This window comes from Pseudomonas fluorescens, from assembly GCF_012974785.1.
GTDB classification, from domain to species: domain Bacteria; phylum Pseudomonadota; class Gammaproteobacteria; order Pseudomonadales; family Pseudomonadaceae; genus Aquipseudomonas; species Aquipseudomonas fluorescens_BT.
Genome location: NZ_CP027561.1, coordinates 2,515,144 through 2,536,614 on the forward strand (window position 1 = coordinate 2,515,144; position 21,471 = coordinate 2,536,614).

Below are 21,471 nucleotides of genomic sequence, written 5' to 3' on the forward strand. Positions count from 1 at the left end.
TGACTGGTCGGTCACGGGGCTTGTCCCCGCTTCCCATGTCAGCCACCCAGGCCCCGATGTTTTAGCTTTTCCAGGCTGCGCGCAGCCGTACGGACTCGCCGCTGCGCGCTCCTTTTTTCTGAATTTACAGCAGGTTACCCCCATGCAATTTCGCGAGCTGATGGCCGTTATTTCCACCCATGCGATCCGCCTTCAACAGGACGATGAAGACCTGGTCATTCTGGGCGATGACGACGCACTGGACGATGCGTTGTGGGACAGCCTCGCCAAACACAAGGCGCAGTTGCTGGAACTGGTGGCGAGCCACGGCGGCGACTGGTCGAGCCCGGCGCTGCGCATCACCCCGGACATGCTGCCGCTGGTGCAGCTGGATCAGCCGGCCATCGACCGTATCGTTGCCACGGTGCCGGGTGGCGTGGCGAATGTGCAGGACATTTATCCGCTGGCACCGTTGCAGGAGGGGCTGTTGTATCACCATCTCTCCGCACCCGAGGGTGATCCCTATGTGTCGCAGGCGCGGTTCACGTTCGACAGTCGCGAACGGCTGGAGGCATTCACCGAAGCGTTGCGTCGGGTGATCGAGCGCCATGACATTTTGCGCACCTCCATCCTCTGGGAGCATCTGGACGAACCTGTGCAGGTGGTCTGGCGTGAAGCCCCGCTGGTCTGTGAGGAAGTCGATCTGAATGACCGCGAGGACATCCTCGCGCAATTGCTGGCACGCCACGACCCGCAATACTTTCGCCTCGACCTGCGACAGGCCCCGTTGTTGCGGCTGGTGTTCGCCGAGGATCCGGCCAACGACCGGGTGGTCGCGTTGTTGCTGTTCCATCACATGATCATGGATCACGTCGCGCTCGATGTGGTGCGCCGGGAAATTCAGGCCTATCTGTCCGGCCGCGACGCCGACGTCGCGAGGGCGGTGCCATTTCGCGATCATCTGGCGAGGGCGCGCCTGGGGTCGGATGAGCAAGCGCATCAAGACTTTTTCCGCGAGATGCTCGGCGACATCGACGAGCCGACACTGCCCGGTGGCTTGCACGACGTACAAGGTGACGGACAGGGCATCGAGGAAGTCTCGTGCATGCTCGACAGCGATCTGAGCCAGCGCCTGCGTATCCTGGCGCGACAATCGGGCGTGAGCGTGGCGAGCCTGATGCACCTGGCCATGGCGCGAGTGCTTGGGCAACTGTGCGGGCGCTCGGCGGTGGTGTTCGGCACCGTTCTGTTGGGACGGATGAACGCGGCTGACGGTGTTGAACAGGCATTGGGGATGTTCATCAATACCTTGCCTTTGCGGGTGGATGTCGGCGCGTCGAGCGTTCATGACGGCGTGCTGGCGACGCACCGGCGCCTGACCGCGCTGCTCGCCCATGAGCAGGCGTCCCTGGCACTGGCCCAGCGTTGCAGCGCCGTGGCGGTACCGACGCCGCTGTTCAGCGCCATGCTCAACTACCGCCACAGCAGCGTGGAGGAAGTCGCCGAGGTGATCGAGCTGTCACCGGGGGTGCAGGTACTGGGCGCCCGCGAGCGCACCAATTACCCGCTGACCGTCAACATCGATGACCTCGGTCAGGACCTGCGCATCACGGTGCTGGCCGATGTGGCGCTGGGTGCCTCACGAATCGCCGGTTACCTGCGCACGGCACTCGACAGTCTCGTCGATGCGTTGCAGAACAACCCGCAAGCCGCATTGCACAGCTTGAACATACTGCCGCCCGCCGAGCGTGAACACTGGCTGTATGGCGTCAACTCACCGAAGGCAACGTTTCCCGACACGCCTTTGATCCATCAGCAATTCGAAGCGCATGCGCACAATCGGCCCGAGGCGGTTGCGTTGCTGTTCGAGGGCCGTACTTACAGCTATGGAGCACTCAACCGACAGACCAACCAGGTGGCCCATCGTTTGCTCGCCCTTGGCATTCGTCCGGATGACCGGGTAGCGATCTGCGTCGAGCGCGGCCCGCAAATGATCGTCGGCCTGCTCGGTGTGCTCAAGGCGGGTGCCGGTTACGTGCCGATCGATCCGGCTTATCCGCTGGAGCGCATCACCTTCACCCTGCAAGACAGTGCGCCGGTGGCGGTGCTGATGCAGGCCGCGACTCTGGATCGGATTGCCGGGCTCTCCGTGCCGCAGATCGACCTTGACGACCAAGGTTTGCAAAATGAACCGGAGTCCAATCCACAGATCCCGGACTTGAATCCGGCGCATCTGGCCTACGTGATCTACACCTCGGGTTCCACCGGGCTGCCCAAAGGCGTGATGGTCGAGCACCGCAACGTGGCACGTCTGTTTGGCGCGACCCACGACTGGTTCCGGTTCAGTGCGCAAGACGTCTGGGCGTTGTTCCACTCGTTTGCCTTTGACTTCTCGGTCTGGGAAATCTGGGGCGCGCTGGCTTACGGCGGTCAGTTGCTGGTGGTGCCGCAACACATCAGCCGCTCGCCGGACGAGTGTTACGCGTTGCTCTGCCGCACGGGTGTCACCGTACTCAACCAGACGCCGAGCGCGTTCCGTCAGTTGATCGCTGCCCAGGGCCGCAGCCCGTTGCAGCATTCGCTGCGCGAAGTGATTTTTGGCGGTGAGGCGCTCGATCCGGGATCGCTCAGACCCTGGTACGCGCGGATCGGCAACGCCGGCACCCGGCTGGTGAATATGTATGGCATCACCGAAACCACGGTGCATGTGACCTATCGACCGCTGGTGGCGGCAGATGCGCAATTGACCGCCAGCAGCCCGATCGGCGTGCGCATTCCCGACCTGCAGCTGTACGTCCTCGATGCCCGGCGGGAACCGGTGCCGGCCGGGGTGACCGGTGAGTTGTACGTGGGCGGCGCCGGGGTTGCCCGAGGGTATCTGAATCGTGAGGCGTTGACTGCCGAGCGCTTCATCGCCGATCCGTTCAGCGGGCATGCCGAAGCGCGTTTGTACAGGACCGGCGATCTGGCACGCTGGACGGTGGACGGCGAACTTGAATACCTGGGACGCAACGATGACCAGGTGAAAATCCGTGGTTTCCGTATCGAACTTGGCGAGATCCAGGCACGTCTTGCCGCCTGCGACGGCGTGCGCGATGCGGTAGTGATAGCCCGCGAGGACAGCCCCGGCGACACGCGTCTGGTGGCCTACTGGCTGGCCGCCGAAGGTGTCGAACCGAGCGTTGCTCAACTGCGCGATCACCTGCTGGCCTCGCTGGCCGAGCATATGGTGCCGGGCGCGTTCGTGCGCCTTGATGCCTTCCCGCTGACGGCCAATGGCAAACTCGATCGCCGGGCGTTGCCGCAGCCTGACAACGAAGCCTTCGCCCGGCGGGCGTTTGAAGCACCGCTTGGCGAAATCGAAACCCGCATCGCCGTGATCTGGCAGACCTTGCTCGGGCTGGACCGGGTGGGCAGGCATGACAATTTCTTCGAGCTGGGCGGTCATTCGCTGCTGGCGGTGAAGCTGATCGAGCGCATGCGTCAGCAGGACATGCAGTGCGACGTCCGTGTGCTGTTCGGCCAGCCGAGCGTGGCGGCACTCGCGGCGACGCTCGGTAGGACCTCCACGTTCAGCGTCCCGGCCAATCGCATCGAACCCGGTTGCACCCGCATCACCCCGGACATGCTGCCGCTGGCCACGCTGGATCAAGCGGCCATCGACCGTATCGTTGAGACCGTCGAGGGCGGTATCGACAACGTGCAGGACATCTATGCCCTGGCACCGTTGCAGGCGGGCATCCTCTATCACCATCTGGCCATTGCCGACGGTGACCCGTACGTGTTGCAAGCGCAGTTCGCCTTCGACGGACTGGCGCAGATCAAGGCGTTCGTCCGCGCATTGAACAGCGTCATCACCCGGCACGACATCCTGCGTACCAGTGTGGTCAGGGAAAACCTCGACGAGTCAGTGCAAGTGGTGTGGCGTACGGCGCCGCTGGCACTGGAGCGGGTGGATGCCGATCCGCAGGACGGTGATGTGTTGCAGCAAATGCAGGCACACTTCGATCCGCGACACTATCGCCTGGACTTGCAGCGTGCGCCGTTGATGCGCTTCGCCTACACCGAAGACCCGTTGCAAAACCGCTGGGTCGCAATCCTGCTGTTGCACCACATCGTGCTCGATCACACCGCGCTTGAGGTGTTGGTGGCCGAGATGAGCGACGCCCTTGACGGGCAAGTCGACGCGCTGCCGCCCCCCGTGCAATACCGCAACTATGTCGCTCAGGCCCGTCTCGGTTCGAATACCGGGGCACATGAAGCGTTCTTTCGCGACATGCTCGGCGACATCGTTGAACCGACCCTGGCGTTCGGCCTGCGAGACGTACTCGGCGATGGCACAAACATCGTGGACAGCGAACTGGCACTGGATGAGCATCTTGCCGGGCGCCTGCGCCAACAGGCCCGCACGCTGGGCATCAGCGTTGCGAGTCTGGTGCATCAGGCCTGGGCCCAGGTCCTTGCCCAGATCTGCGGGCGCGAGGAGGTGGTATTCGGCACGGTGCTGCTGGGGCGCATGCAGGGTGGAGAGGGCGCCGACCGTTCCTTGGGTATGTTCATCAACACGCTGCCGCTGCGGGTCAATGTCGGGGCGACGGCGGTGGAGGCGGGTGTCAGGGCGACCCACGAGCGTCTGGCGCAACTGCTGGTGCATGAGCAGGCGCCGCTGATGCTGGCTCAACGTTGCAGTGGCGTGACGGGTTCAGAACCGCTGTTCAATACCTTGCTCAACTATCGCCACAGCGCGCAACAGACGGCTACGCCGGGATGGGAGGGCATCCGGATTCTCGATTCTCGTGAGCGCAGCAACTATCCGCTGGTGGTCAGCGTCGATGACCTTGGACAGGGTTTCCGGCTGTCTGTACAGGCAGTGCACGAAGTGGATGGCGCGCGGGTCTGCGATTATCTGCAAACGGCGTTGGACAATTTGCTGAGCGCGCTGGAACAGGATCGCCATGCGCCATTGAATCAGGTGGCGATTCTGTCGGCGGCCGAACGCCAGCGCGTGCTGGTCGGTTTCAATATCACCGGTCGCGACTTTGCCCACGGTCATGTTGTGCACCAGTTGTTTGAAGCGCGAGCGGCGATCCAACCCGACGCTGTGGCAATGGTGCAGGGCGGGCAACGTCTGAGCTACGACGGGTTGAACCGCCGCGCCAACCGCCTGGCCCATCACCTGATCGGTCTCGGCGTGCAACCGGACGATCGCGTCGCGCTCTGCGTGCAGCGGGGTCCGCAGATGCTGGTCGGGCTGCTGGCGATCCTCAAGGCTGGCGCCGGTTATGTACCGGTCGATCCGGCACATCCGGCAGAACGGATCACTTATCTGTTGCAGGACAGCGATCCGGTGGCGGTACTGGCACAGACGGCCACTCGCGATCTGCTGGGCGCCGTGCCGGTGATCAATCTTGACAGTGACGCCTGGCAGCATCTGCCGGACAGCAATCCACAGTTGCCGGACCTGACCCCCGAGCATCTGGCCTACGTCATCTACACCTCGGGCTCCACCGGCCAGCCGAAAGGCGTGATGGTCGAACACGCGACCCTGGAAAACCTTGTGCACTGGCACGCCGAAGCCTTCGACCTGCACGCCGGCAGCCACACCGCCAGCGTTGCCGGGTTCGGCTTTGATGCGATGGCCTGGGAAGTCTGGCCGGCGTTGTGCGTCGGGGCGACGTTGCACCTGCCACCGGAATCGGTGAGCAATGAGCACCTGGACGAACTGCTCGACTGGTGGCGAGCGCAGCCGTTGCAGGTGAGTTTCCTGCCGACGCCGGTGGCCGAATACGCCTTCAGCCGCGAGCTGCAACACCCGACCCTGCGCACGTTGCTGATCGGTGGCGACAAGCTGCGTCAGTTCAACCGTGCGCAGACCTTCGCGGTGATCAACAACTACGGCCCGACCGAAGCCACGGTGGTCGCCACGTCCGGCCCGGTTGAAGTGGGTCAACCGCTGCACATCGGCCGGCCGATGGCCAACGCCCGCATCTATCTGCTGGATGACCAGCAACGCCCCGTGCCAGTAGGTGTGACGGGCGAGTTGTACGTCGCCGGCGCCGGTGTGGCGCGGGGCTACCTGAACCGTCCCGATCTGACCGCCGAGCGCTTCCTGAATGATCCGTTCAACGAAGGGCGCATGTACCGAACCGGCGACCTCGCACGCTGGTTAGCGGACGGCAATATCGAATACCTGGGCCGCAACGACGATCAGGTGAAACTGCGCGGTGTGCGGGTTGAACTGGGGGAAATCGAAGCAGCGCTGGCCAGCCATCCGGCAGTGCAGGACGCAGTAGCGCTGGTGCGCGACGGCCAGTTGCTGGTGTGGTTCACCGAGCGTGCACCGGCCGATATCGAAGCCCTGCGCAATCATCTGCAAACCCGATTGCCGCAAGCCCTGATCCCGGCCGCCTACGTGCGACTCGACGCCTTGCCGCTGACCGCCAACGGCAAACTCGACCGCAAGGCCTTGTCGGAACCGGATCAAAGCGCCTGGCTCAGCCGTGAATACGAAGCCCCGCAAGGCCCGGTGGAATCTGCGCTGGCGCAGATCTGGGCCGATGTCCTGAAGCTGGAAAAGGTCGGTCGCCACGACAACTTCTTCGAACTGGGCGGCCACTCGTTGCTGGCGGTCAGCCTGATCGAACGCCTGCGCCAGATCGGCCTCAACACTGACGTGCGCGTGCTGTTTAGCCAGCCGACCCTGGCAGCGCTGGCCGCGGCGGTGGGCAGCGGTCGTGAAGTCGAAGTGCCGGCCAATCGCATTCCGGCCGGCTGCACCCACATCATCCCGGAGTTGCTGAGCCTGACCGAGCTGGATCAGGCCAGCATTGACCGGATCGTTGCCACCGTGCCCGGCGGCGCCGCCAACGTGCAGGACATTTATCCGCTGGCGCCGTTACAGGAAGGCATTCTTTACCACCACCTGAGCGCCGCCGAGGGCGATCCCTACTTATTACAGTCATGTCTGGCCTTTGCCAGCGTCGAGCGCTTGCACGCTTTTGCCAACGCCTTGCAAAAGGTGATTGCGCGTCACGACATCCTGCGCACCAGCCTGGTGTGGGAAGGGTTGCCGAGCCCGCAGCAAGTGGTGTGGCGAGAGGCCGCGCTGATGGTTCAATCGGTGGCTCTGAGTCCGCTGGACGGCGATATCCTCCATCAGTTGCGCGCACGGTTCGATGCCCGGGATTTTCGCCTCGACCTCGGTCAGGCACCGCTGATCCGTCTGATGTATGCCGAGGATCCGCTGCATGGCCGGGTGGCAGGCGTTCTGTTGTTCCATCACGTCGTGCTGGATCACACGGCGCTGGAGGTGGTTCGCCGGGACATGCAGGTGTATCTGCCGGGGCAGATTGAGTCTTTGCCGCCCGCCGCGCCGTACCGCAACTACGTCCATCAGGCCCGCCAGGGCATCAGCGAGGAAGAACACGAAACCTTCTTTCGCGAAATGCTCGGTGATATTGACGAGCCGACCCTGCCATTCGGCTTGCAGGACGTACAGGGCGATGGCCGCAACATCGAGGAGTATTCGCTGGCCCTGCCGCTGGAACTGAATCGGCACCTGCGCCGCCAGGCGCGGCAATTCGGGGTCAGCGTCGCGAGCCTGTTTCATCTCGCCTGGGCACGGGTGCTGGCGGCGACCTCCGGACGCCGGGACGTTGTGTTCGGCACGGTGCTGCTGGGGCGCATGCAAGGCGGCGAGGGCGCGGATCGGGCATTGGGGATGTTCATCAACACCTTGCCACTGCGCGTGCAGGTAGACGGACAGCGTGTGAGTGAAGCGGTTCGCACGGTTCATGAGCGGCTGGCGGCTTTACTGGGACACGAACATGCGTCGCTGGCCCTGGCTCAGCGTTGCAGCGCCGTGGCCGCCCCTTTACCGCTGTTCAGCGCGGTACTCAACTATCGACACAGCGGCCACGACGCTGCGCGACAGACGGTTGATCAGGTCTGGCAAGGCATCGAATTCCTGGCCCAGGACGGCCGCACGAATTATCCGCTGACCCTCAGCATCAATGACCAGGGCGATGGCTTCAACCTGTCGGTGCTGACTCCGGATCATGTGGGGGCGCAGCGGGTCTGCGAGCTGATGCACACCGCTCTGACGGAGCTGGCGACAGCGTTGGCTGACAACCCCGGACAGGCCTTTGAACGTCTTAACGTGCTGTCAGCGGCGGCGCGCGCGCAGCTGCTTGGCGACTTCAATGCCAGCGCCGCGCATTACCCTTCAGCGCAAGGTGTTCATCGTCTGTTCGAAGCGCAGGTTGCGCGCACGCCGGATGCCGTGGCGGTTCAGGCGGGCACGCAGCGCCTGACGTTCAGGCAGTTGAACCAGCGCGCCAATCGCCTGGCCCATCATCTGCAGGGGCTGGGTGTCACCACCGAGACGCGAGTGGCGATCTGTCTCAAACGCAGCCCGGACATGCTGGTCGGCTTGCTGGCGATCCTCAAGGCCGGCGCCGCTTATGTACCGGTCGACCCGGCTTATCCACCCGAGCGCATCGCTTACATGCTGGCCGACAGTACGCCGAGGGTGGTACTGGTTCGCGACGCAGCACTGTCTGATCAGGCTGGCGTACCGGTGATTGATCTCGCCCATGAAACCTGGTCAGGCCTGTCGGTTGCTGATCTGCAGGTCGCCGATTTTACGCCGGACAACCTGGCCTACGTGATCTACACCTCGGGCTCCACCGGCCAGCCGAAAGGCGTGATGGTCGAACACGCGACCCTGGAAAACCTTGTGCACTGGCACGCCGAAGCCTTCGACCTGCACGCCGGCAGCCACACCGCCAGCGTTGCCGGTTTCGGTTTCGATGCGATGGCCTGGGAAGTCTGGCCGGCGCTGTGCGTCGGTGCGACGTTGCACCTGCCGCCGGAAACGGTGAGCAACGAGCACCTGGACGAACTGCTCGACTGGTGGCGAGCGCAGCCGTTGCAGGTGAGTTTCCTGCCGACGCCGGTGGCCGAATATGCCTTCAGCCGCGTGCTGCAACACCCGACCCTGCGTACCTTGTTGATCGGTGGCGACAAACTGCGTCAGTTCAACCGTGCGCAGACCTTCGCGGTGATCAACAACTACGGCCCGACCGAAGCCACGGTGGTCGCCACCTCCGGCCCGGTTGAAGTGGGTCAACCGCTGCACATCGGCCGGCCGATGGCCAACGCCCGCATCTACCTGCTGGATGACCAGCAACGTCCGGTGCCTGTGGGGGTGACGGGCGAGTTGTACGTCGCCGGCGCCGGTGTGGCGCGGGGCTACCTGAACCGTCCCGATCTGACTGCCGAACGCTTCCTGAATGATCCGTTCAACGAAGGGCGCATGTACCGCACCGGCGACCTCGCGCGCTGGCGGGCGGACGGCAACATCGAGTACGTGGGCCGCAACGACGATCAGGTGAAACTGCGCGGTGTGCGGGTTGAACTGGGGAAATCGAAGCGGCGCTGGCCAGCCATCCCGCGGTGCAGGACGCAGTAGCGCTGGTGCGCGACGGCCAGTTGCTGGTGTGGTTCACCGAGCGTGCGCCGACCGATATCGAAGCCCTGCGCAATCATCTGCAAACCCGATTGCCGCAAGCCCTGATCCCGGCCCGCCTACGTGCGACTCGACGCCTTGCCGCTGACCGCCAACGGCAAACTCGACCGCAAGGCCTTGCCGGAACCGGATCAAAGCGCCTGGCTCCGCCGTGAATACGAAGCCCCGCAAGGCCCGGTGGAAGCCGCGCTGGCGCAGATCTGGGCTGACGTCCTGAAGCTGGAAAAAGTCGGTCGCCACGACAACTTCTTCGAACTGGGCGGCCACTCGTTGCTGGCGGTCAGCCTGATCGAACGCCTGCGCCAGATCGGCCTCAACACTGACGTGCGCGTGCTGTTTAGCCAGCCAACGCTGGCTGCACTGGCCGCGGCGGTGGGCAGCGGTCGCGAAATCGAAGTGCCTGCCAACCGCATTCCTGCCGACTGCACCCGCATCACTCCGGAGTTGCTGAGCCTGACCGAACTGGATCAGCCAAGCATCGACCGGATCGTTGCCACGGTGCCGGGTGGCACTGCCAACGTGCAGGATATTTATCCGCTGGCGCCGTTGCAGGAAGGCATCCTCTATCACCACTTGAGCGCGGAGCAGGGTGACCCGTACCTGCTGCAATCGCGGCTGGCCTTCGACAGTCTCGAGCGGCTCGACAGCTTTGTTGCGGCGCTGCGCCAGGTCATTGCGCGTCACGACATCCTGCGTACGGCGGTGGTCTGGCAGAAACTGGCCGAACCGATGCAAGTGGTGTGGCGTCACGCAGACCTGCCGGTGCAGGCGATCGTGCTCGATCCGGCGGATGGCGACATCCTCGAGCAGTTGCACGAGCATTTCGATGCCCGGCACTACCGCCTCGACATCAGACAGGCGCCATTGTTGCGTCTGGTGTATGCCCGTGATCCGGCTCACGACCGGGTAGTCGCGATGTTGTTGTTCCACCATCTCGTGCTCGATCACACCGCGCTGGACGTGGTACAGCACGAAATGCTCGCCTGCCTGCAAGGGCATGAAGCTTCGCTGAAGGCGGCCGTGCCTTACCGCAACTACGTGGCGCAGGCGCGGCTGGGTGTCAGCGAGCAGGAGCACGAAGCGTTCTTTCGGGAAATGCTCGGCGACATCGACGAGCCGACCCTGCCGTTCGGCTTGCAGGATGTACAAGGCGACGGTCGCGACATCGAGGAAACGCAACAGGCGCTGACCGCCATAACCAGCCAGCGTCTGCGCAGCCTGGCCCGGCAACTGGGCATCAGCGTGGCGAGTCTGTTCCACCTCGCGTGGGCCCAGGTGCTGGCGGCGACGTCGGGTCAGGAGCGGGTGGTGTTCGGCACGGTGCTGATGGGCCGGATGCAGGGCGGTGAGGGTGCCGACCGGGCGCTGGGGATGTTCATCAATACCTTGCCGCTGCGGGTCGATCTGGGGGCAACCCCGGTGCGCGAAGGCGCTCGGGCGACGCATGCGCGGCTCAGTGCGCTGCTCGGCCATGAACACGCGTCACTGGCGCTGGCCCAGCGTTGCAGCGGTGTGGCCGCGCCGTCGCCGCTGTTCAGTTCGATGCTCAACTACCGGCACAGCGCCGACGAGGCGCAACAGCAAAGCGTCCGTCAGGCCTGGCAGGGTATCGAGACCCTGAGCAGCGAAGAACGCACCAACTATCCGCTGAGCCTGGGCGTCGATGATCTGGGCAGCGGATTTGTGCTCACCGCCATGACCCCTGCGAGCATCGGTTCGCAACGCATCTGCGACTACATGCAGACCGCGTTGGAGAAACTCGCGGACGCCCTTGAACAAGCACCGGATCAGCCGCTGAACCGCTTGCCGATCCTTGAAGGCGCAGAACGTCAGCGAGTGCTGTACGACCTCAACGCCACCGGCACCGCAGACAATCTGGAGCAAACCGTTCACGGGCTGTTCGAAGCGCAAGTCCAACGTACGCCGCAAGCCATCGCGTTGCAGGCCGGTGTACGGCAACTGACCTACGCCAAACTCAACGCTCAGGCCAACCGTCTGGCGCATCACCTGCGCGAACTGGGCGTGGGGCCGGATTCGCGGGTGGCGATCTGTGTCGAGCGTGGGCTGGAACTGATCGTCGGTCTGCTCGGCATTCTCAAGGCCGGCGGCGCCTATGTGCCGCTGGACCCGGCGTACCCGGCGGAACGTCTGGATTACATGCTCAAGGACAGCGCCCCTGTGGCGGTGCTGGTGCACGGGGCGACTCGTGCATTGCTCGACGAAAGCGCCGCGCTGGTGATCGACCTGGATCAGGCGCACTGGACATGCAACCCGGATGACAACCCGCAAGTGCCGGGCCTGAGCGCTTCGAACCTGGCCTACGTGATCTACACCTCCGGTTCGACCGGGGCGCCGAAAGGCGTGATGGTCGAGCATCGCGGCGTGGGCAACCTGTTGCACTGGAGTTCGCAGCTGTGTCCCGCCGTGACGGACGGTGCCCTGTTGCAGAAAACCCCGTTCAGTTTCGATGCCTCGGTCTGGGAGCTGTTCTGGCCATTGAGTACCGGACTGCGTCTGGTGCTGGCGCGTCCTGACGGGCACCGCGAGCCAGCGTATCTGGCGCGGGTGATTCGCGAGCAGCGGATCGGCGTGGTCCAGTTCGTGCCGGTGCTGTTGCAACAGTTCCTCGAGCAGGACGACGTCAGCCAGTGCAGCAGTCTCACCGACGTGTTCTGTGGCGGCGGCGACCTGACGCCGGCGCTGGCTCGTCTTGTGCGCGAGCGCTTGCCGCAAGTGCGTTTGCACAACGTCTACGGCCCGACCGAAGCGACGGTCGACAGCACGGTGTGGACGCTGGAGCCGTCGATGCCGGTGCCGGACAGCGCGTTGCCGATCGGACGGCCGATCAACAACACCCGTTTGTATGTACTGGATGCCGCCGAGCGGCCGGTGCCGATGGGGGTCATCGGTCAGTTGTTCATTGGCGGTGCCGGGGTTGCGCGGGGTTATCTGGGCCTGCCGCAATTGATGGCCGAACGGTTTATCCCGAGCCCGTTCGTGACCGGCGACCGGTTGTACGCCACGGGCGACTTTGTGCGCTACCGCGTCGATGGCCAGCTCGAATTCATCGGGCGCAACGACTTCCAGGTCAAGCTGCGTGGCCTGCGCCTGGAGCCGGGTGAAATCGAAGCGCAGTTGCTCAGCCATCCAGCCCTGCGCGAAGCCGTGGTGCTGGTGCGTGAGGAGCGTCTGGTGGCGTACTTCACCTGGCACGCCGAGGCCGGTCAGCCGGGGATCGAGGCATTGCGCGAGCACTTGCTGGCACGCTTGCCCGATTACATGGTGCCGTCGGCATTCGTCGCGCTCGACAGCCTGCCGCTGAGCCCCAACGGCAAGGTGGATCGCAAGGCGCTGCCGGCACCGGATCAGGCTGCGGTCAGTCGCCGCGAATACGAGGCGCCGGTCGGCGAGATGGAAATCCTCCTTGCGCGACTGTGGTGCGAATTGCTCAAAGTCGAACGCGTCGGGCGGCAAGACCATTTCTTTGAGCTGGGTGGGCATTCGTTGCTGGCAGTCAATCTGATCGGGCGTCTGCAACAGGAAGGTATCGAAGCCGATGTCCGGACGTTGTTCGAGCAACCGACTCTGGCTGGTTATGCAGCCATCACGGAAAGAATGGAGATCGTCCTGTGAACCTGAATGAACTGTTGGCGACACTGAAGACAAAAGACATCCAGTTGGCAATCACGGACGGGCAATTACGGGTCAATGGCAACAAGCAGGCCCTGAGTGAGCCGGGTTTGCTGGCCGCGTTGCGCGAGCACAAGCCGGCATTGATCGAGCTGATCGAGGCGGGCGATTACTCGGCCGCACGGGAAGGGCAGGTTGAAGTGCCGGCCAATGCAATTTCACCGGGCACCACACGGATCACCCCGGCGATGCTGACGCTGGTTGACCTTAGCCAAGACACCCTCGATCAAATTGTCGCGCAGATCCCTGGCGGCGGCGCCAATGTCCAGGACATCTATCCGCTGACGCCGTTGCAGGAGGGCATCCTCTACCACCACGCGAGCGCTGCACAGGGTGATCCGTATGTGATGCAGGCGAAATTCGCGTTCAGCGGACTCGAGCGGTTCGAGGCATTCGTCCAGGCGTTGCAGACCGTCATCCAGCGCCACGACATTCTGCGCACCGCCATCGTCTGGGAAGGACTGGACACGCCGGTGCAAGTGGTCCTGCGAAATGTCGGGTTGCCTTTGGAAGCAATGCAGCTCGATGCGGCTGAAGGCGATGTCCTGGAACAGTTGCATGCGCGATTTGACGCCCGGCACTTTCGCCTCGACGTGACTCGCGCGCCGCTATTGCGCCTGGCCCATGCCTGGGATGCAGAGGCCGGGCGTATCGTCGCCATATTGCTGTTTCACCACATGGCGATGGATCACTCGGCGCTCGCTGTGGTCAGCGAGGAAATGCAGGCTTGCCTGTCAGGGCAGAGCGCCAGACTGGGACCGCCCGTACCGTTTCGCAATTATGTCGCCCAGGCGCGACTAGGCATCAGCGAGTCGGAGCACGAGGCATTTTTCCGCGAGATGCTCGGTGATATCGACGAGCCGACGTTACCGTTCGGTCTGCAAGGCGTGCATGGCGATGGCAGTGACATCGAAGAATGTGGTGTGCCACTTGACCCGCTGCTGGGGCAGCGCCTGCGAGCCAGTGCCCGGTCGCTCGGTGTGAGTGTCGCGAGTCTGTTCCATCTCGGCTGGGGGCAGGTCCTCAATGCACTCACCGGAAAGTCGGCTGTTGTGTTCGGTACCGTGTTGATGGGTCGGATGCAAGGGGCGGAGGCGACCGACCGCGCGCTGGGCATTTTCATCAACACCTTGCCGCTACGGGTCGAGGTCAGCGCGCTGGCAGCAAGCGAGTCGGTGAAGGCCACCCATGCACGTCTGACCAGCCTGATGCGCCATGAGCACGCCCCGCTGGTGCTGGCCCAGCGCTGCAGCGGGGTGGTCGGGTCATCGCCGCTGTTCAATTCGCTGCTCAATTATCGGCACAGCACCTCGAGTGCCAATGCCAGTGCCGAAGCGCTCTCGGCCTGGGAGGGGATCAGCGTCCTGCATGCGCAAGAACGCACCAATTACCCGCTGACCTTGAGCATCGATGACTTTGGCGATCACTTCAGCCTGACGCTGCTGGCCACCCGTGAAGTCGAGGCGCAGCGGATCTGCGGCTATATGTTGTGTGCCATGGAAAACCTGTTGCAGACGCTGGAGCAAGCGGCGGATACGCCGTTGAGCCAACTGTCGGTGTTGCCCGCCCCGGAGCGCGAACAGCTGTTGACGGGGTTCAACGCCAGCAATGTCGAATACGTTCGCGGACAGACGATTCATCAACGCTTCGAGGCGCAGGTCGTCGCGCGACCGCAAGCGTTGGCGGCGGTGCACCTGGACAAGCAACTGACGTTCGACGAACTGAATCGCCAGGCCAACCTTCTGGCGCATCGCTTGATCGATCTGGGCGTGCGACCGGATGACCGGGTAGCCATCGTCGCCCGTCGAGGACTGGACACCCTGGCCGGAATGCTCGCAGTCCTCAAGGCCGGCGCCGGGTATGTACCGATCGACCCCGCGCATCCGGCCGAACGCTTGAATTATCTGCTGGGTGACTGCGCACCGGTGGTGATCCTGACCTCACGTGACCTGCTCGCACGGCTGCCGACGCAGGAGCGGCCGGTGCTCGATCTCGACCCTTGCACCTGGCGCTCAGGCAATGACACCAATCCGCTGGTGCCGGGACTGTCCGAAGCGAACCTGGCTTATGTGATCTACACCTCGGGCTCCACCGGTTTGCCCAAGGGCGTAATGGTCGAACATCAGACACTGGCCAATCTGGTCGACTGGCACAGCAACGCCTTTGACCTGTGCGCCGGTCGCCATACGTCGAGTCTGGCCGGGTTCGGCTTCGACGCGATGGCCTGGGAAGTCTGGCCAGCTCTGTCCGTTGGCGCGACCCTGCACCTGGCGCCCGCTCAGGATGGCGGCGAAGACGTCGACGGGCTGCTGGCCTGGTGGTGCGCGCAACCGCTGGATGTGAGTTTCCTGCCGACGCCCGTCGCCGAATACGCCTTCAGTCGGCATCTCGAGCACCCGACATTGCGCACCTTGCTGATCGGCGGCGACCGCTTGCGTCAGTTTTCGCGCAATCAGCATTTCGATGTGATCAACAACTATGGCCCGACCGAAGCCACCGTCGTTGCCACGTCCGGACGGATCGAGGCGGGGGAGGTGCTGCACATCGGTAAACCGGTGAGCAATACCTCGGTGTATCTGCTCGACGACCAACAGCGCCCGGTGCCGATCGGTGTGTCCGGCGAGCTGTATATCGGTGGCAGAGGCGTAGCGCGCGGCTATTTGAACCGTGCGCAACTGACCGCTGAACGCTTCCTGCCGGACCCGTTCAGTCAACGCCCGAATGCGCGTATGTATCGCACCGGCGACCTTGCCCGCTGGCGCCGGGACGGGACGATCGAATACCTGGGGCGCAACGATGACCAAGTGAAAATCCGCGGCATGCGCATCGAACTGGGGGAAATCGAAAGCCGTCTGCAGCAGCTCCCCGGCATTCAGGAAGTGGTGCTGCTGGCCCGTGAAGACGAGCCCGGACAACCACGGCTGGTGGCCTATTTCACCGAGCAGGCCCAGGTGCAGCCACTGGCTGTGGCGCAACTGCGCGAGCATCTGCTGGGCCAGTTGCCCGAGTACATGGTGCCGGTCGCGTTCGTCAGACTCGACAGCCTGCCGCTGACCGCCAATGGCAAACTCGATCGCAAGGCCCTGCCGTTGCCGGAGCGCACGGCGCTGCTCACACGCGAGTACGAGGCGCCGCAAGGCGAATTGGAATGCACGCTGGCGCAGATCTGGGCCGAGGTTCTGCAGGTCGAGCGGATAGGGCGTCAGGATCATTTCTTTGAGTTGGGCGGACATTCGTTGCTGGCCATGCGCATGGTTGCGCAAGTGCGCCAGCGGCTGGGCGTGGAGCTTGCGCTCGGCGAGTTGTTCGCCAATGCCGACCTGACGTCGGTGGCGCAGTCGCTCGCCCGGGCCGGACGCTCGACGCAGCCGCCGATCCTGCCGGTGCCACGGGAAGGCGTATTGCCGCTGTCGTTTTCCCAGCAGCGATTCTGGTTTCTGGCACAGATGGAAGGTGCCAACACGGCTTACAACATTCCGATCGGCCTGCGTCTGCGCGGTGTGCTCGACGCCGATGCGCTACAGCGGGCGCTGGCCCGGATTGTCGCCCGGCACGAAAGCCTGCGCAGCCGCTTCGCCCCCTGCAATGGCGACGCCCAGGTGCTGATTACCCCGCCCGACAGCGGCGTGCTGCTGCGTGTCGAGGACTTGCGCCAGCACCCGCAGGCCGACAAAGCCTTGCAGGCGCTGATTCAGGGGGAAGCTTCAGGCCCGTTCGACCTGCAGGACGATCCGTTGATTCGCGGGCGACTGGTGCGTCTGGCCGACGATCACCATGTGCTGCTGATCACCTTGCATCACATCATCTCCGACGGTTGGTCGATGGAGGTGCTGACCCGCGAGCTGATGGCGTTGTATCAGGCTTTCAGTCAAGGGCTGGAGGACCCTTTGCCGCCGCTGACATTGCAATACACCGACTATGCCGTCTGGCAGCGACGCTGGCTGAGCGGGGAAGTATTGCAGCGCCAGAGCGACTACTGGCAACGCACGCTGGCCGATGCGCCAGTCTTGCTGACGTTGCCTGCCGACCGACCGCGACCACCGCAACAGGATTACGCCGGCAGCAGCGTCGAAGTATGCCTGGACGAGCGCTTGAGCGCCGGGCTCAAAGCCTTGAGCCAGCGCCATGGCGTGACGCTGTACATGACGATGCTGTGCGCGTGGGCGATGCTGCTCAGTCGTTTGTCCGGGCAATCGGACGTCGTGGTCGGCTCACCGGTGGCCAACCGTTTGCGGGCCGAAATCGAGGGACTGATCGGGTTGTTCGTCAATACCCTGGCGTTACGCATCGATACCTCCGGTGAGCTGAGCGTCGAAGCGTTGCTGGCACGGGTCAAGGCGCTGACCTTGCAGGCCCAGGACCATCAGGACCTGCCCTTCGAGCACGTGGTGGAAATCGCCCGACCGGCCCGCAGCCTGGCCCACAGTCCGCTGTTCCAGACCATGTTCAACTGGCGCAACAGCGACGGGCCGGTATTGGCGCTGGGGGATCTGACCCTGGAAGCGGTGGCCGAGCCGAGTCACTTCGCCAAGTTCGACCTGACCCTGACCCTGGGTGAATCGCCCAACGGGATAAATGGCTGGATGGAGTACGCCACAGCGCTCTTCGATGAGGCAACGGCGCGGCGCTATATCGGTTACTTCCAGCGTTTGTTGCAGGCCATGGTCAACAACGACCAGGCAGTGCTGGAACACGTGCAGATAATCGAGGATCAGGAACGCACGCAGTTGCTCGACGAATTCAACGCCACCGCGCGGGATTGTCCGCAAGTGTTGACCGTGCACCGGGTCTTCGAGATGCAGGCCGCCGAGCATCCGCAAGCCGTCGCTGCGGTGCATGGGACGCAGGTGTTGAGTTACGCAGAATTGAACCACAGCGCCAATTGCCTGGCTCATCATCTCATCGCTCAAGGTGTGCGGCCCGGTGATCATGTGGCGATTCTGTTGCCACGCTCTCTGGAGCTGCTGGTCGCACAGTTGGCGATCATCAAGTGTGCGGCGGCCTATGTGCCGGTGGACATCAACGCACCCGCCGAGCGTCAGGCATTCATGGTGCAGGATTGTCAGGCGGTCGCACTGTTGACCGGCAGCGATCAGACCATCGATTACCCGGTCCGGCGAATGGATCTGGATACCCTGGCGCTTGCCGGGAGTCCTTCGCACAACCCGGATCTGCCTCAGTCCTCGGAGGCGTTGGCGTACATCATGTACACCTCGGGCTCCACGGGCACCCCGAAGGGGGTCATGGTGCCGCATCGAGGCATTACACGCCTTGTGATCGATTGCGGCTATGCCGATTTCAACCCGCGTGACCGGGTGGCATTCGCGTCGAACCCGGCGTTCGACGCGAGCACCATGGACATCTGGGGCGCCTTGCTCAACGGTGGACAGGTGGCCGTGATCGATCATGGGATCTTGCTCGACCCGCAGGCATTCGGTCGGGAACTGGAGCGCTGCGGGGCGACGATCCTCTTCGTCACCACCGCGTTGTTCAATCAGTACGTGCAATTGATTCCCGAGGCGCTCAAAGGGCTGCGCATCCTGCTGTGCGGTGGCGAGCGTGGTGATCCGGCGGCGTTTCGAAAGCTGCTCGCCGAAGCGCCGGACCTGCGCCTGGTGCATTGTTATGGCCCGACCGAAACCACAACGTACGCCACCACCTTCGAAGTGCGTGAGGTGGCGCCGGATGCGGACAGCGTTTCGATTGGCGGCCCCATCGGCAATACCCGCGTATATGTGTTGGATGACCGGCAACAACCGGTGCCGTTCGGCGTCACTGGCGAGTTGTACATCGGCGGTCAGGGGGTTGCACTGGGCTATTTGAATCGGCCTCAACTCAGTGCCGAGAAATTCCTCCGGGATCCGTTCAGCGACAATCCGCAAGCCTTGATGTATCGCACGGGCGACCTGGTGCGCTGGCAGGCGCCGGGGCGACTGGAATGCATCGGCCGCAACGATGACCAGGTGAAGATTCGCGGCTTCCGCATTGAGCTCGGGGAAATCGAAAACCGCCTGTTGAGCTGTCCGGGCGTCAAGGAAGCGGTGGTCCTGGCCCGACGCGACGAACAGGAGCCAACGCGGCTGGTGGCCTATTACACCGCGCACGATTCGGAACTGCAGAGCGCTACTCTGCGCGCACTGCTGCAAGCCAGGTTACCGGAGTACATGGTGCCGACCGCCTGGGTGGCGCTGGAGAGCCTGCCGCTGAACAATAACGGCAAGGTCGATCGTAAAGCGTTGCCGGCACCGACACATCAGGCGCTGCTCATTCGTGACTACGAAGCGCCGGCCAATCCTCTTGAGGCGTCTCTGGCCGGGCTCTGGGCTGAAGTGTTGCAAGTCGGACGGGTAGGACGCCATGACAACTTCTTCGAACTGGGCGGGCATTCGCTGCTGGCGGTGCGGCTCGTCGACCTGATGCAAAAGGCCGACATGCCGGTTTCGTTGGCCGAGCTGTTCCAGCATCCAACTGTCGAGGCTACTGCCACGCTGTTGTGCCAGCGCAATGACGCTGTGCGGCGTCATGACGGCGTGATCGTGGTGCGTGCAAGCGACCGGGGCACGCCGTTGTTCCTGGTGCATGAGTTCAGTGGTCAGGACCTGTATTTCCCGGCGCTGGGCATGCACATCGGCGGCGAGTTTCCGATTTACGGCTTGCCGGGTATCGATCCCGGTAGCGCGCAACTGCGCACCATGGAGTGCCTGGCAGCCCGGCTGGTCGAGGTGATCCGCGCCAGACAACCCCACGGCCCCTATCGGCTTGCCGGTTGGTCGTTCGGTGGTGTGCTGGCTTATGAAATCGCGTCGCAACTGCTCGGGTTGGACGAGGCAGTGGCGTTCGTCGGGCTGATCGACACCTACGTGCCGCGCCTGGCCGATCCGAACAAGGCGCAGTGGAACGATGCACATGTGCACAAGCGCCAATTGCTTTTGCATTGCACGGCGCATTGGGCCGGGCGTGAGACCCAGGGGCAGCAAGCACTGGCGCGTCTGGCCGTGTTGCAGACCGAACTTGAGCAGTGGGCGTTCGCCGATTTGTTCAACCATTGTCACGAACAACAGCTGCTCAGACCCGAGCTGGCAGCTGTCGCGTCGGCGGATGCCTGGCATTACCTCGACCGGGAGGTGGCCCACGGACATGCGTTGGCCCATTACCGGATCAACCCGATCGGTCTGCCGTTGCATCTGCTGCGTGCCAGGGAGCGTTCGGCGCCAATGTCACGACTCAGCCCCACGTGCGGTTGGGCTGAAGAACTGCCAGGTGTGGAGCTGAACTGCATTGATGTTCCGGGCGATCACCAGAGCATGATGAAAGCACCGCACGTTCAGGCGCTGGGGCAGGCCCTGACTCAGGCGCTGGAAACGGCAACCGCGCCAGCGCCAACGGCTTATCAGCCGATCCTGACGATTCAGACCGGTCACACCGGGCATGCACCGATTTTCTGCGTGCCGGGGGCCGGGGACACTGTCACCGGGTTCATCCACCTGACCGAGGCGCTGGGGCCGGAGTGGCCGATTCATGGGCTGCAACCCCGAGGCCTCGACGGCGCGACCGTGCCGCACAGCAGGGTCGAAAGCGCCGCCACGTTCTACCTGCGGGCGCTTGAGCAGTTGTACCCGCAGGGACCGGTGCATCTGATCGGGCATTCGTTTGGTGGCTGGGTGGCTTACGCCATGGCGGCGCAGTTGCAGGCGGCGGGGCGCGAAGTGGCGTCCCTGACCCTGATCGACAGCGAATCACCTGGCGGCAACAGTGTGGTGGGCAAGCCATATACCACGACGGCGGCGATGTTGCGGCTGATCGAGTCGCTGCAGTTGTCCAGCGGCAAGTCTCTGGGCATCGATGCGCTGGCCTTCGCCGAGGCCGACGACAGCACGCAAATGCGCCTGCTGCATGACGGGATGGTGCGCGCGGGTGTGCTGTCCGAACGTGCGTCAGTCGATGCGATGCAGGGGCCGGTACGCACCTTCGCCACGGCGCTGCGTACGGTCTATCGACCGGCGCTGGCCTATACCGGGCCGGTGCGTCTGGCGCTGGTGGACGACCCGACCCTGGACGCCTCGGGCAACCGGCGCGAACAGACGGCGATGCTCGAAGGCTGGCAGCGCGAGGCCAGGGATCTGGCGGTGTGGTACGGCCCGGGCAACCATTTCACGATCCTCAAGGCGCCCAACGTCTTCAGTCTTGCGGCGTGGTGGCATGACGGGCTGACGGTGGCGGCGGGTCAAGTGTTGTCCTGATTGAAGCTTTTATCCTGGAACCCGGCCGCTGGC

At 63.8% G+C, this 21,471-nt stretch carries 1 protein-coding gene and 1 pseudogene; both read left to right on the top strand.

Features of this window, described 5'->3' with window-relative positions; all coding sequences use genetic code 11:
- The first annotated feature begins 142 nt into the window (after positions 1-142).
- Positions 143-13,141 (top strand): annotated as a pseudogene (locus C6Y56_RS11270) (amino acid adenylation domain-containing protein).
- Positions 13,138-21,438 (top strand): non-ribosomal peptide synthetase, encoded by an 8,301-nt coding sequence (locus C6Y56_RS11275; RefSeq protein WP_169429923.1) that lies wholly within the window; start codon positions 13,138-13,140, stop codon positions 21,436-21,438. Before C6Y56_RS11270 ends, C6Y56_RS11275 begins: the two are co-directional and overlap by 4 nt.
- Positions 21,439-21,471 lie beyond the last annotated feature (33 nt).